General features: G+C 70.9%; 11 protein-coding genes. 3 read left to right on the top strand and 8 right to left on the bottom strand.

The window, feature by feature from the left end; all coding sequences use genetic code 11:
• Window positions 1-7: 7 nt before the first annotated feature.
• The 3 genes from FB561_RS23610 (at window position 8) to FB561_RS23600 (ending at window position 5927) form a co-directional block, all read left to right on the top strand.
• Window positions 8-4606 carry an ATP-dependent helicase gene (locus FB561_RS23610; RefSeq protein WP_145810322.1) on the top strand — a complete coding sequence of 1533 codons (4599 nt, stop codon included), beginning with the start codon at window positions 8-10 and terminating at the stop codon, window positions 4604-4606.
• Window positions 4606-5391: a DNA-formamidopyrimidine glycosylase family protein gene (locus tag FB561_RS23605; RefSeq protein WP_145810320.1), complete on the top strand. Its 786-nt coding sequence runs from the start codon at window positions 4606-4608 to the stop codon at window positions 5389-5391. The genes FB561_RS23610 and FB561_RS23605 overlap by 1 nt, the downstream gene beginning before the upstream one ends.
• Window positions 5392-5477: 86 nt before the next feature.
• Window positions 5478-5927 carry a DUF4262 domain-containing protein gene (locus tag FB561_RS23600; protein ID WP_145810318.1) on the top strand — a complete coding sequence of 150 codons (450 nt, stop codon included), beginning with the start codon at window positions 5478-5480 and terminating at the stop codon, window positions 5925-5927.
• A gap of 14 nt (window positions 5928-5941) precedes the next feature.
• On the opposite strand, the gene FB561_RS23595 is transcribed toward FB561_RS23600, so the two are convergent.
• The 8 genes from FB561_RS23595 to FB561_RS23560 form a co-directional block, all read right to left on the bottom strand.
• Complete coding sequence (locus FB561_RS23595) at window positions 5942-6232, bottom strand: helix-turn-helix domain-containing protein (protein ID WP_145810316.1); 291 nt, start codon at window positions 6230-6232, stop codon at window positions 5942-5944.
• 163 nt (window positions 6233-6395) lie between these two features.
• Window positions 6396-6899 (bottom strand): CinA family protein, encoded by a 504-nt coding sequence (locus FB561_RS23590; RefSeq protein WP_145810314.1) that lies wholly within the window; start codon window positions 6897-6899, stop codon window positions 6396-6398.
• 77 nt (window positions 6900-6976) lie between these two features.
• Entirely contained in the window at window positions 6977-7600 is a 624-nt protein-coding gene (pgsA, locus tag FB561_RS23585) for a CDP-diacylglycerol--glycerol-3-phosphate 3-phosphatidyltransferase (protein ID WP_145810311.1), read from the bottom strand.
• On the bottom strand, window positions 7597-9258 hold the full coding sequence (gene rimO, locus FB561_RS23580) for a 30S ribosomal protein S12 methylthiotransferase RimO (RefSeq protein ID WP_145810308.1): 1662 nt from the start codon (window positions 9256-9258) through the stop codon (window positions 7597-7599). Before rimO ends, pgsA begins: the two co-directional genes overlap by 4 nt.
• A 234-nt stretch (window positions 9259-9492) precedes the next feature.
• Window positions 9493-10245: a helix-turn-helix domain-containing protein gene (locus tag FB561_RS23575; protein WP_145810306.1), complete on the bottom strand. Its 753-nt coding sequence runs from the start codon at window positions 10243-10245 to the stop codon at window positions 9493-9495.
• 88 nt (window positions 10246-10333) lie between these two features.
• Window positions 10334-11149, bottom strand: a complete 816-nt coding sequence (locus FB561_RS38760) for a hypothetical protein (protein ID WP_238335006.1) — start codon at window positions 11147-11149, stop codon at window positions 10334-10336.
• A gap of 3 nt (window positions 11150-11152) precedes the next feature.
• Complete coding sequence (locus FB561_RS23565; protein WP_145813303.1) at window positions 11153-13618, bottom strand: FtsK/SpoIIIE family DNA translocase; 2466 nt, start codon at window positions 13616-13618, stop codon at window positions 11153-11155.
• 274 nt (window positions 13619-13892) lie between these two features.
• Window positions 13893-14684 (bottom strand): DUF4184 family protein, encoded by a 792-nt coding sequence (locus FB561_RS23560; RefSeq protein WP_145810304.1) that lies wholly within the window; start codon window positions 14682-14684, stop codon window positions 13893-13895.
• Window positions 14685-14711: the final 27 nt, after the last annotated feature.

The raw sequence follows: 14711 nt of genomic DNA, 5'->3' as shown, positions 1-14711 counted from the left end.
CGGCAAGATGGTCGGTGTGAAGAAGTCAGACGCGTTCAGCCGCTTCTCGCCCGCGACCCGGGCGTGGTTCGGCGACGTCTTCGAGGCGGCCACCCCGGCCCAGCTCGAGGCGTGGGACGCGATCACCGCGGGCCGGGACGCGCTGGTGGTCGCGCCCACCGGTTCCGGCAAGACGCTCGCCGCTTTCCTCTGGGCGCTGGACCGGTTGTCCACGACGCCGCCGCCCGACGAGCCGAAGCAGCGCTGCCGGGTGCTCTACGTCTCCCCGCTGAAGGCCCTCGCGGTCGACGTCGAGCGCAACCTGCGCGCCCCGCTCATCGGCATCCGCGAGACCGCGCGCCGGCTCGGTGAGGCGCCGCTGGACGTCGAGGTCGCGGTGCGGTCCGGGGACACACCGGCCGCCGAGCGGCGGAAGTTCGCGAGCAAACCGTCCGACGTCCTGATCACCACCCCCGAGTCGCTCTTCCTGATGCTGACCTCGCAGGCGCGGGAGTCGCTGCGCGGCGTCGAGACGATCATCGTCGACGAGGTGCACGCGGTCGCCGGGACGAAGCGCGGCGCCCACCTGGCCCTCACGCTCGAGCGGCTCGACGCCCTGCTGCCGAAGCCGGCCCAGCGGATCGGCCTGTCCGCGACGGTCCGGCCGGTCGAGGAGGTGGCGCGGTTCCTCGGCGGTGAGCGGCCGGTGACGGTCGTGCAGCCCAAGTTCACCAAGCAGTGGGACCTCGGCGTCGTGGTGCCGGTCGAGGACATGGCCGAGCTGGCGAACACGGAGATCGAGGAGTCCGGGCCGGCCGCGGGTCCACCTCGGCACGCGTCGATCTGGCCGCATGTCGAGGAGCACGTCTTCGACCTGATCGCCGAGCACCGGTCGACCATCGTCTTCTCGAACTCCCGCCGGCTCGCCGAGCGGCTGACCGCCAGGCTGAACGAGATCGCCGCCGAGCGCGCGGAGCTGGAGCTGCCCGAAGCCGGATCGCCGGCCCAGGTGATGGCGCAGTCGGGCGCGTCCCAGGCCGCTCCACCGCTGGTCGCCCGCGCGCACCACGGCTCGGTGAGCAAGGAGCAACGGGCCCTGATCGAGGCCGACCTGAAGTCCGGCCGGCTGCCTTGCGTCGTGGCGACCAGCAGCCTCGAGCTCGGGATCGACATGGGCGCGGTCGATCTGGTCATCCAGGTCGAGGCCCCGCCGTCGGTCGCGAGCGGCCTGCAGCGCGTCGGCCGAGCCGGGCACCAGGTCGGCGCGATCTCGCGCGGCGTGCTGTTCCCGAAGTTCCGCGGCGACCTGGTCGACACGGCCGTCGTGGTGCAGCGGATGCGGGAGGGGCTGATCGAGAGCCTGCACATCCCGGCGAACCCGCTCGACGTGCTCGCCCAGCAGATCGTCTCGATCGTCGCGCTGGACACCCTCGACGTGGACGAGTTGTTCGCGCTGGTCCGCCGGACGGCACCGTTCGCGACGCTGCCGCGGTCCGCGTACGACGGTGTCCTGGACATGCTGTCGGGGCGGTACCCGTCGGACGAGTTCGCCGAGTTGCGTCCCAGGATCGTGTTCGACCGGGTCAGCGGGGAGATCTCCGGCCGGCCGGGCGCCCAGCGGCTCGCGGTGACCAGCGGCGGGACCATCCCGGACCGCGGGCTGTTCGGCGTGTTCCTGGTGGGTGAGTCGAGCAACCATCGCGTCGGCGAGCTGGACGAGGAGATGGTGTACGAGTCCCGCGTCGGCGACGTCTTCACGCTCGGCGCGTCGAGCTGGCGGATCGAGGACATCACCCACGACCGCGTCCTGGTCTCCCCCGCCCCCGGGCAACCAGGGCGACTCCCGTTCTGGAAGGGCGATGCCGTCGGGCGTCCCGCCGAGCTGGGGGCCGCGACCGGTGCGTTCGTGCGGACGATGGCGGCCCTGCCGGCGGCCAAGGCGATCAAGCGGGCCCGCGACGCGGGTCTCGACGAGTACGCGGCGAACAACCTGGTCGCGTATCTCGGCGAGCAGCGCGAGGCGACCAGCCGGGTGCCCGACGACGTGACGATCCTAGTCGAGCGGTTCCGCGACGAGCTCGGTGACTGGCGGGTCTGTATCCACTCCCCCTACGGCGGCCAGGTCCACGGCCCGTGGGCGCTGGCGATCGCGGCCCGCCTGCGCGAGCGGTACGGGATGGACGCGCAGTCGGTGTCGGGGGACGACGGGATCGTGCTGCGGTTGCCCGAGACCGACGAGGCTCCGCCGGGCGCCGAGCTGATCCTGTTCGACCCGGCGGACATCGAGGACGTGGTGACCGCCGAGGTCGGTGGGTCGGCCCTGTTCGCGTCCCGGTTCCGCGAGTGCGCCGCGCGGGCGTTGCTGCTGCCGCGGCGCAATCCGGGCCGTCGATCCCCCTTGTGGCAACAGCGGCAGCGGTCGGCGCAATTGTTGAGCGTGGCAAGCAAGTACGGCTCGTTCCCGATCGTGCTGGAGACCCTGCGCGAGGTCCTGCAGGACGTGTACGACCTGGACGCGCTGAAGGATCTGCTGACCGGTATCGGTGAACGCCGGATCTCCGTGGTCGAGGTGGAGACCCCGGAGGCGTCGCCGTTCGCGAAGTCGCTGCTGTTCGGGTACGTGGGCGCCTTCATGTACGAGGGCGACGCGCCGCTGGCCGAGAAGCGGGCGGCCGCGCTTGCGCTCGACCAGAGCCTGCTCGCCGAGTTGCTCGGCCGGACCGAGCTGCGCGAGTTGCTCGACGCCGAGGTCGTGCTGCGGACCGAGGCCGAGCTCCAACGCCTCGCCGAGGACCGTCGTGCGCGGGATGCGGAGGGCCTGTTCGACGTACTACGCCTCGTCGGGCCGCTGTCGATCGCGGCGGCGTCGCAGCGTTGTGTGGACGGGTCCGATGCCGAGGCCTGGTTGACCGATCTGGCCGCGGCTCGTCGGGTGGTGCGCGTCCGGATCGCCGGCGAATACCGGTGGGCCGTCGTCGAGGATGTCGCCCGCCTGCGGGACGCGCTCGGTGTTCCGCTGCCACCTGGTGTCGCAGAGGCGCATGCGGAGCCGGTCGCGGATCCGCTCGGCGATCTGGTGTCGCGGTACGCACGGACGCACGGTCCGTTCCGCGCTGTCGATCTGGCGACCCACTTCGGCATCGGGGTCGCCGTGGTGACCGATGCGCTGCGGCGGCTGGGTGCTGTCGGGCGGGTCGCGGAGGGCGAGTTCCTGCCGGGTGGCATCGCGATGGAGTGGTGCGACTCCGAGGTGCTGCGGTTGCTCCGGCGGCGCTCGCTCGCGGCTCTGCGCAAGGAGGTCGAGCCGGTTGATCCCGCGGCGTTGGCGCGGTTCCTTCCCGCCTGGCAGGGGATCACGAGCAGCCGCGGCCGTGGGTACGACGTCCTGTTGGGTGCCGTGGAGCAGTTGGCGGGATGCGCGGTGCCGGCGTCGGCGCTGGAGTCGATCGTGCTGCCCTCGCGGGTCCCTGGGTACCAGCCCTCGATGCTGGACGAGCTGACCGCGACCGGCGAGGTGGTGTGGGCCGGTTCGGGTTCGCTGCCTGGCACCGATGGGTGGGTGTCGCTGCACCTGGCCGACAATTGCGACCTGACCTTGCCGGATCCGGATCCCGCCTTCGAGCTCGGCGAGACGCATCAGGCGGTGCTGGACGCGTTGGCGACCGGCGGGGCGTTCTTCTTCAGGCAGTTGAGCGACGCCGTCGGGTCCGCGGTCGGCGTGGTCGACGACGAGACGATGGTGAGCGTGCTGTGGGATCTGGTGTGGGCCGGACACCTCACGAACGACACCCTGACCCCGGTGCGTTCCCTGGTAGGCGGTGGCCGCGGGAGTCACCGTGCCCGGCGTGCGACGCCACGGACGCGCCCAGGGCGACCGACGCGACCAGGGCGGCCTTCCATGCCCTCACGGACCGGGCCGCCGACGGCCGGCGGTCGATGGTCCCTGCTTCCCGAGCGGAATCCGGACGCCACTCGCCGTGCGCATGCGGCCGCCGAGACGCTCCTCGACCGGTACGGGATCGTCACTCGGGGTTCCGTGATCACCGAGCGGACACCAGGTGGGTTCGCGGCCGTGTACAAGGTGCTGAGTGCGTTCGAGGAGTCCGGGCGCTGCCGTCGTGGGTACTTCGTGGCTGGGCTCGGGGCGGCGCAGTTCGCCTTGCCAGGCGCCGTTGATCGGTTGCGGGCGATGGCTGACGTACTGCCTGACGCCGCCTCGGGATCACCTGGTCCCCGGGGGAAGCGGGAGGAGCCGGTCGCGCGGGCGGTCCTGCTCGCCGCGTCCGACCCGGCGAACCCGTACGGCGCCGCGCTGCCGTGGCCCGAGCGGGAGAACGCGGGCGGCCATCGGCCCGGGCGGAAGGCGGGTGCGTTGGTCGTCCTAGTGGACGGTCGACTGATCGTGTACGTCGAACGTGGCGGCCGGACCGTGCTGAGTTTCACCGAGGACCCCGATCTCCTTCAGCCGGCGGTGGACGCGCTCGCGCTGGCGATCCGGGACGGGCATCTCGGCAAGCTCGCGGTGGAGACCGCGGACGGCGAGCAGGTCCGGCATACCGCGTTCGGTGACGCGCTGGCGAAGGCGGGCTTCCACGCGACACCGCGAGGCCTGAGAATGCGGGCCTGATGCCTGAAGGAGACACCGTCTGGCGGGCGACCAAGCGGCTGCACCAGTCCCTGGCCGGCAAGGAGCTGACCCGGACCGACTTCCGGGTGCCATCGCTGGCCACGACCGACCTGAGCGGCCGGACGATGCTGGAGGTCGTTGCACGCGGCAAGCATTTGCTGATGCGGGTGTCGGACGGACTGACGATCCACAGCCATCTCCGGATGGAGGGCAGCTGGCACCTGTACCGGACGGGTGAACGCTGGAAGGGTGGACCAGGCCACCAGATCCGGGCCGTGCTGGAGACCGAGTCCTGGGTCGCCGTGGGGTACCGGCTGCAGGTGCTCGACCTGGTGGCGACTGACGACGAGGACAGCGTCGTCGGCCATCTCGGGCCGGACCTGCTCTCCCCCGACTTCGACCGCGCACTCGCCGTCGCCAACCTGGCCGCCGTGCCGGAGCGCACGATCAGCGAGGCCCTGCTCGACCAGCGCAACCTGGCCGGCATCGGGAACTTCTACCGCAACGAGGTCTGCTTCCTGCTCGGGCTCCACCCCTGGCGGCCGGCCGGTTCGGTGGATCTCGGCGCCGCTGTCGACCTGAGCCGCCGGATGCTGAAGTCGAATCTCGTCCACGCGGCCCAGGTCAGTACCGGCGTGGATCGGCCGGGCCGGCGGACGTACGTGTTCGAGCGGGCCGGCAAGTCGTGCCGGCGCTGTGGGACCAGGATCCAGATGGGCCCGATCGGCGAACCGCCGCGCGAGCGCATCACGTACTGGTGCCCCACCTGCCAACCCGAGAACTGACCTGTGGACAACGGTCGTCCCACCTCGGAACACGGATACCTTCTCTGACAGATCGAACATTTGTTCGAACAGAGAGGAGATCGACCATGTGCGACCTGTGCAACGGGGCGACCGAGCACGACTACCGGCAGTACGTCATCCGGGCCATCCAGCGGTACGGCTGGGCCGTGCAGTACGTCGAGGGCGACGGGGCCCGCAATCCGAGCTTCGCCTACACCGTCGGCCTGAGCCGGGTGCGCCATCCGGAGTTCATCGTGTTCGACTGCTCAGCGCAACGCGGGTACCACGCGCTCGCGCAACTCGCCTGGCAAGTGGCGGCCGGGATGAGCTTCGACGAAGGCGACAACGTCAACACCTTCTACCCGCCGCCTGAGCGTGCCGCGTTGCTGCGCTTCCCCGACTCGTCCACGCACCTGTTCACCGCGAACGATCTGTATCGGCGAGACGGCGACCCACCACTCCCGGCGCTCCAGCTTCTCTGGCCGGACCCACTCGCGCTGCTCCGCAGGCCCGTCGAAGGCGAGGGCGTGCGGTGAAGCGCGGGGACGACTCAGGCAGCCGAGGCGACGACAGCGGGCTCGATGGCCGGGTGCGCCAGAACCAGCGCCTCTTCCCGAGCCAGGTCCTCGCTCACCTCGGCGAAGATCGTCGAGAGCGGGACGTCCAGCGCCGTGCAGATGGCCGCGAGCAGCTCGCTCGACGCTTCCTTCTGACCGCGCTCGACCTCGGAGAGGTAGCCCAGGCTGACCCGGGCCTCGGCGGACACCTCGCGCAGAGTACGCCCCTGGCGCAGCCGCTTACGCCGCAGCACGTCGCCCAGCAGGCCACGAACCAGCACCATGAGGTTTCTCCCTTCCACCTGTCCGGCCGAATCTACTCGCACGGTAGCTCGACCGTGAGGACCAACGGTACCCGTTGCTGGGTCACTACTCGTCACTCTGTCCAGCTTCGGTGCGCCGTGGCGTCGTGGCCTACCTCCACCCATGCTGGTCTCAACACCGCGATCAGCCCGGATCTTCCATCACCACCTCCGCCGCGAGCCGCAGCACGGCGTCCACACTCCCCTGCCGGATCGCCGCCCGGTCACCGCTCAACGCCAGCTCCCGCACCCGGACGCCGCGCGGACCGGCCGCCGCGACGTACACCGTGCCGGCCGCGATTCCCGCCTGCGGATCAGGTCCGGCCACCCCGGTGGTCGCCAGCCCGTACGTCGCGCCGAGACGGTCACGGACGCCCGTCGCGAGGGCGGCCGCCGTGTCGGGGTGGACCGGTCCGACCGCGGCCAGGAGCTCGTCGGGGACGCCGGCCAGCGTGGCCTTCAGGTCCGTGGCGTAGACGACGACCCCGCCGCGGTAGACGGCCGACACGCCCGACACGTCGGTCAGGGTGGCGCCGACCAGGCCGCCGGTGAGCGACTCGGCGGTGGCGAGGGTCTGCTGCCGGGCCTTGAGCTCCTGGATGAGGGTGTGGAGAGCTTCCCCGGCCTCACCGTGTTCGTCGAGGTTCACCCACCCAGTGTCCGCCACGACCGAAACCAAGGGCTCGACGGTACTTGGTCAGGGCAGGGGTGTCCGGACGAGCCTTGTCAGGGCAGGGGGCGTTTGGCGGCGGCGCGGAGGCGGAGGGCGCGGCCGACGTAGTCCAGGCCGGTGACGACCGTGACGATCACGGCGGCACCCATGAACACCACGGCGGTCCAGTGCAGGATCGCCACCGACTGCCACGGAAGGAGGTAGAGCCCGAGTGCGATCGCCTGCAGCACGGTCTTCAGCTTGCCGCCCCGGCTGGCCGGCATCACGCCGTGCCGGATCACCCAGAAGCGGAGCGCGGTCACTCCCCACTCCCGGACCATGATCACGATCGTCACCCACCAGGGCAGCTCGCCGAGAATGGACAGCCCGATGAACGCGGCCCCGGTCAGCGCCTTGTCGGCGATCGGGTCGGCGATCTTGCCGAAGTTGGTGACCATGTTCCACCGGCGCGCGATGTCGCCGTCGAACCGGTCGGTGACGATCGCGACCACGAACGCCGCCGTGGCGAGCAGCCGGTTGCCCTCGTCGGTGCCGCCCTCGCGCAGCAACAACCAGACGAACAGCGGGACCAGGACAAGCCGAAGGACGGTCAGCGCGTTCGCCACGTTCCAGGCGCTCGGCGCGCTGATCGGCCCGGGTGCGGCATGCGGCACCGGGTTCGTCGGCGGGTTGGTCACGCGGTCAGGTTAGCTGCCGGAGCGACTTCACGGGGTCGCCCGTGCGCGGCGTATTCCGCGACCAGGTCGACTCCTTCGCTCCCGATCACCTCGGCGACGACCAGATCACCGACAGCGAGCCCTTCCGGGAACCCGGTCAGCGTGGTCGATCCGTCGACCTCCGGACCCTGGTGCGCGGCGCGACCTTCGGCCGTGTCGCCGTCCAGGGACTCGACCAGGACCTCGACGGTCTCGCCGATCCGGGCCTCGGCACGGACCGACGTGACGTCCTCGGCGAGCCGGGTGACCCGGTCGAGCCGGGCCGCGATCGTGTCCTCGTCCAGCTTGCCGTCGTACGTCTCCGCCTCGGTGCCGTCCTCGTCCGAGTACCCGAACACCCCGATCGCGTCCAGGCCGGCGCGGGAAAGGAAGTCGCAGAGAATGTCCACGTCCTCCTCGGTCTCCCCTGGGAAGCCGACGATCACGTTGCTCCGGATCCCAGCGGCCGGCGCCTCGGCACGCACCATCTCGATCAGCTGCAGGAACCGCTCCGCGTCACCGAACCGGCGCATCCGCCGCAGCAACGGGCCGGACGCATGCTGGAACGACAGGTCGAAGTACGGGACGACGCCTGGGGTCGACGTCATCGCCTGGATCAGCGTGGGCCGCATCTCGGCCGGCTGCAGATACGAGACGCGGACGCGGGACAGGCCCGGCACCTCCGCGATCTCGGCGACCAGCGTCTCGAGCAGGCGGAGGTCGCCGAGGTCCTTGCCGTACGAAGTGGAGTTCTCCGAGACCAGGAAGACCTCGCGGACGCCCTGCCCGGCGAGCCAGTGCGCCTCGGTGAGGACCTCGGTCGGACGCCGCGACACGAACGCGCCGCGGAAGGCGGGGATCGCGCAGAAGGCGCACCGCCGGTCACAGCCCGATGCGAGCTTCAACGGCGCCATCGGCCCACCGTCGAGCCGCCGGCGAACCACCCGCGGTCCGCTGGCCGGAGCGGAAGCCAGGTCCGGCGCGTCGATCGTCAGGGCGGTGTCGTCCCCACTCGAGCTGACGACGCGGCCCTTCAGCGCCCGCGGCTCACCACCAGCCGCAGTGCCGGCGAGTGCCCCGTCGGCGCCGTCGGCGTCACCGGCGACCAAGCCGTCGACCAAGCCGTCGACCAAGCCGTCCGCCGTGCCGTCGACCTCACCGTTGGTGTCGCCGTGGCCCGGGAGTGCTACGCCGTGGTTGGTGGCGCGGTCGGCCGGTGCCAGCGGGAGGAGCTTGCGGCGGTCGCGGGGTACGTGCGACTGGTGCTTGGTGCCCGCGAGGATGGAGCGGAGGCGATCGGAGATGTCCGCGTAGTCGTCGAAGCCGAGGACCGCGTCGGTCTCCGGCAGGGCTTCGGCGAGCTGCTCCCCGTACCGCTCGGCCAGGCATCCGACGGCGACGACGGCCTGGGTCCGGCCGGTGTCCTTGTAGTCGGAGGCGGCGAGCAACGTGTCGACCGAGTCCTTCTTGGCGGCCTCGACGAATCCGCAGGTGTTCACCACCACGGTGTCCGCGTCGGCGGCGTCCTCGACGAGCCGGAAGCCACCGGCCTCGAGCCGGCCGGCCAGTTCCTCGGAGTCGACGTCGTTGCGAGCACAGCCCAGCGTGACCAGGGCGACGGTGGTGGGAGTCTTAGTCATCACCCCCGAGTATGACGGCTCGCCCGCCGGCACAGAAACTCGCGGTCTGGACCACGGGCCCACTCCCCGCACCCATCAACCACCCCACCAGCCACCCAGAGCAACGCTATGGCTGGTGAACCGGCCGCATCAGACGGCGTGAGTGGTCAACAGCTCGGCCCACGCCGGCCTCCCGGCCCACTCCGGACAACGCCGACTTCCCGGCCGGTCCGTGGATCGGCCGGGAAGAGCAGGTCAGTCCGCCTTCGCGATCGCCCCGGTCGGCGTGATCATGAAGCGCTCGGTCTTCGGGTACACCCGCTGGCCGTTGACGAAGACCGCGAGGTTGCCGATGTTGCCCACGGTGACCCGGATCGAGCCCGGGTACGTCACCGTCTGCGTCGAACCGCGGCCCAGCAGGCCCTGGAACAGCCGCTCGCCGTAGTAGTTCCGCAGGGTCACGTACGAGCCGTCGCGGGCCGCCTTCAGCGTGATCACGACCTTCGGCGACTTCGGCGTCGGCTTGACCGTCGGTTTCGCGGGCGGCTTCGGCGCCGACGGCTTCGCGGTCGGGGTGGTCACGGCGACCGTCGGGGTCGTCTTCGACGCGTTCGCCTCGACGTCGTTCGGCACGGTGAACAGACGGACCATCCCCCAGCCCATCAGTCCGACCAGGATCGCGCCCAGGACGACCGCCCACCGCGGCCGGGCCGGGTGCAACGCCGGCTTCTTCTTGAGCTCGGCGCGCTCCTCCTGCCGGTTCAGCTCCGGGTCAGCCTGCGGATGGCTCTCGTCGAAGGCGGCCAGCAGGGCCGCCGGATCCGCCTGGACCGCGCGCGCGATCGAGCGGATATGACCGCGTGCGTAGAAGTTCCCCCCACAGCGAGTGAAGTCGTCGGCTTCCATCGCGACGATGAGCCCGGATCTGATCCGGGTCGCCGCGCTCAGCTGCTCGACCGTCATGCCCGCTCGCTCGCGGGCCGCCGTGAGCTCGCTGCCGATGCTCACGTCCCCACCGCCTTTCCACCGTCCAACAACTCCGCAGATCCGCCGACATCACAGTCAACGGCCATGGCACGACGGGGTCACGCAGAGGTCAGAGCTGTTCCCTGACCGGACACCTGGCGTCCGCCAGCATGTGCAGTGCCTGGACCACTTCCCCGTTCGACGGTTTTGCCGTCACTCCGAACGGTACCGCGAGTGACGACCCGGTCAACCGACGGTTCGCATCGGTCGTCCGTCGTGACTTGGCCGACATCTCGCTGAGGACCGGCCCCGGATCGAGCAGATGCACCGCGATCCGGCCGTCGTCGAGCGGATGCCGGCGCCGCAGTACGGTGACTTCCTCGATCTCTTCCCAGCGCGTCCCGATCCAGTCGTTGCGAATCCGCAACCTGATCCCGACCTGGTCGGCGACCAGCATGTCCCCCACCGTCAACGCCCGGGCGCAGACCACCGCGAGGACGCCGAAGCCCGCGGCCGCGATCCAGCGCAGGATCCCGGTCGCGCTGGTCGACGCCGAAGTGGCGAACCCGATCGCCACCAGCCCGGCCCCGATCGCGAGTCCGCCGTGCACCTTCTGCGAGGCGCGGATGGTGAACTGCTGGGCCCGGTCCTCGTCGACGGCGAAGCCCTCGAAGTGCGCGGGCTCGGCACTCCCCGCCTCGTACACCTCGACCCGGCCCTCGTCGCCCCCGGCCACACCCGACCGATCGCCGGGCAGCTCGCCGGACTCCTCGTCGAGCTCCTGGCCGGACGAGGTCTCGTCGACGTCCACCCGGGCGTCGCTCGAACCATCACCGGCGTCGTGGCCGTCCTCGGGCCGGCTGTCGCCGTACGGGTCGGCCTCGTACGGCGCGGGCCGGGGTTGGCGGGGTTCACCGGACCGGGGCATCGCGGTTCGCGCGGTCACGACTCACTCTCCTCGCAGGGTGGCGACGAAGTCCTCTAGGTCGTCCGGTTTCACCAGGACGTCGCGGGCCTTGGACCCCTCGCTCGGCCCGACCACGCCCCGGCTCTCCAGGATGTCCATCAGCCGGCCCGCCTTCGCGAAACCGACCCGGAGCTTACGCTGCAGCATCGACGTGGAGCCGAACTGCGTGGAAACGATCAGCTCGGCCGCCTGGACCACCAGGTCGAGGTCGTCCCCGATCTCGTCGTCCAGGTCCTTGCTCGGGCCGGGCGCTGCCGTGACGTCCTCACGGTAGGTGGGCTGCAACTGCTCCTTGCAGTGGTCCACGACGCCGCGGATCTCGCCCTCGGTGACCCAGGCGCCCTGGATCCGCATCGGCTTGCTCGCGCCCATCGGCAGGAACAGCCCGTCACCCTGGCCGACCAGCTTCTCCGCGCCCGGCTGGTCCAGGATGACCCGGCTGTCGGCCAGCGAGGAGGTCGCGAACGCCAGCCGCGACGGCACGTTCGCCTTGATCAGACCGGTGACCACGTCGACCGACGGGCGCTGGGTGGCCAGCACCAGGTGGATGCCCGCGGCCCGGGCGAGCTGGGTGATCCGGACGATCGAGTCCTCGACGTCGCGCGGGGCGACCATCATCAGGTCGGCCAGCTCGTCCACGATCACCAGCAGGTACGGGTACGGCGCCAGCACGCGTTCGCTGCCGGCCGGCGGCTTCACCTTGCCGGAGCGGACCGCCTTGTTGAAGTCGTCGACGTGCCGGAAGCCGAACGCGGCCAGGTCGTCGTAGCGCATGTCCATCTCGCGGACGACCCACTGCAGCGCCTCGGCGGCCTTCTTGGCGTTCGTGATGATCGGCGTGATCAGGTGCGGGATGCCCTCGTAGTTGTTCAGCTCGACCCGCTTCGGGTCGACCAGGATCATCCGTACCTCGTCCGGCGTGGCCCGCATCAGGATCGAGGTGATCAGCGAGTTCACGAACGACGACTTGCCGGAACCGGTGGCGCCCGCGACCAGCAGGTGCGGCATCTTCGCCATGTTCGCGACGACGAACCCGCCTTCGACGTCCTTGCCGAGCCCGGCCACCATCGGGTGGTGGTCGTTGCGCGCGGTCGCCGACCGGATCACGTCGCCGAGGCTGACGATCTCCTTGTCGGTGTTCGGGATCTCGATGCCGATCGCGGACTTGCCCGGGATCGGCGACAGGATCCGCACGTCGGCCGAGGCCACCGCGTAGGCGATGTTCTTGGACAGCGCGGTGACCTTCTCGACCTTCACCGCGGCGCCGAGCTCGACCTCGTACCGGGTGACCGTCGGGCCGCGCGTGTACCCGGTGACCTGGGCGTCGATGCCGAACTGCTCGAACACCTCGGTGAGCCGGTCGACGACCTGGTCGGACGCCTTGGTCCGCGCCTTGTGCACCGAACCAGGCTTGAGCATCTGGCCGTCGGGCAGGGTGTACGTGATGTCGCCGGACAAGCTGAGCTGCTCGACTCGCTGCGGCAGCGGCGTGTGCGGCGGCGGCTCCGGCGCCGACTCCGGCTTCGAAGCTCGCGAACCGGCACCCCCGCCGACCACCGGGCCGGCCGCGGCCGCACCAGCGACGGCAGCATCGGCACCGGAAGCAGAGGATGAGTCACCGTCGACGTCGTACGCGTCCTCGTCGGCGGCCTTCTTCGACTTGCGGCCGCGCTTGGACAGCTCGCGGCCCTCGAGCACAGGCGAGTCGTACGGCCGGACCGTGGGCTCCCCGTCCTCGTCGGTGCCCGCGGACTTGCCGCGGCGCTCCTTGCGGGTGAGGCGCACGGTGTCGTCGGTCGCGGCCCGGTCGGCCGCCACCGACGGCGAGTCCTCGGGCAGTTCGGTCCGGCCGAGCAGGACGTCGAACGCGGCGCGCACCCGCAGCGGGATCGCGTACACCGGGGTCCCGGTGACGACCAGCGCGCCGAAGATCGCGAGCAGGACCAGCAGCGGCGCGGCGACGTACTGGGTGAGCAGGTCGGACAGCAGCGAGGAGACGACGTACCCGATCGCGCCGCCCGCGTCCTGCAGCGGCGCGTCCTCCGGGTTGTTCGGCCGGGGGATGCCGTTGGCGATGTGGACCAGGCCGAGCACGCCGAGCGCGATCGACGACCAGCCGATCACCTGACGGCCGACCGGGCCGTTGCGATCCGGGTTCCGCAGGGTTCGGACCGCGATGAACAGCAGCATCAGGGGCACGGCCCAGCCGAGCATGCCGACGCTGCCGCTGACCACGGTGCGCAGACCGTTGCCGACGGCTCCGGGCAGCTCCCACCAGATCGCGGCGGCGACAACGACCGCCAGCCCGATCAGGAAGAGGCCCGCTCCGTCGCGCCGATGCGCCGGGTCGAGGTCGCGGGCACCGTTGCCGATGCCGCGGACGAGGCCGCCGAGCAGGTGCGCGATCCCGATCCAGACCTTCACCAGGCCACGGCCGAGGGCGAGCATCGCGGCGGCGAACGGACCCGCACCGCCACCGGATTTGGGCGTGCTGTTCCGCGCGGTGGTGCTGCCACCGCGCTTCGCGCTCTGCCCACGTTTCTGGGCGCCTGACGGACGGGAGCGTCCACCGGCAGTCGACCGCGCCGAACTCGGGCGGCTGGCTGCCGACTTCTGCGCCCGCGCCGGGGAAGACGTGCGGGTCGCCATGTTTAGCAGGCTACCCCGAGCACCACTGCAGTCACACGTGTCACACGCCGATCACGCCGCCCCATCCGTAGCGTCACGGCCGGGCTACTCCCCCGCGCAGCCGCCGCAACCGGGTCAGGTGCCAGAGCACGACGTACCAGCCGAGTGCGGCCACGACGCCCGAGGCGAGACCGGTCAACGCGAACCGGGCGACCGCCTCCCCGACCAGGTCCTCCCCCGCGCGCTGGACCTGCACGACGGCCCCGGTGAGACCGATCGCCACCATCGCGCCGAGCACGACGTACCGGGCCCAGGACGGGACCTGGTCCCTCGGCTCCACCAGACGCGGCTCGGTTCGGCGGAACCAGCGGTAGCACCAGATCGCCAGGACGACGCAGCCGCCGACCGTACTGACGTACTGCAGCACGCGGTTCACGTCCCCGGCGAAGAAGTCGCGGTAGCGCTGGACGAAGTACCCGTCGTAGTGGGTGAACGAGTCCCAGAGGACGTGGGTGAACGCACCGATCACGGTCGACACCACGATCCAGAACAGCACGACCAAGGACGGCAGCCGGACCGCGGTACCCGGTGAGGGAAGACGTGCGGCCAGGGACGCCGGGGCCAACGCCAGCAGGGGCCGCTTGAGGACCAGGGTGAAGGTGGCGAGCAGGATCAACGCCAGCAGCGGATCGAGCCAGAGCACCGACGTGAGCTTGTGCGTGAGCGTCAGGGTCAGGTTGCCGTGGATCTCGCGCGTCGCGAACCGGTACAGCGGGTCGAGGTAGAGCAGATCGGGAGCGACCGAGCCCGCCACCAACGCCGACGCGATCAAAGGCCGTCGGACGAGGGGGAGGACTGCTGCCGGGTGCGCGAGAGTGAAGGGCACCCGGCGCAGCATAGGACCTCAGGGAGT

Source organism: Kribbella amoyensis (assembly GCF_007828865.1).
In the GTDB taxonomy this organism is placed as follows: domain Bacteria; phylum Actinomycetota; class Actinomycetes; order Propionibacteriales; family Kribbellaceae; genus Kribbella; species Kribbella amoyensis.
The sequence above is the reverse complement of the archived record's forward strand: the minus strand, read 5'-3'. Positions and strand labels throughout refer to the sequence as shown.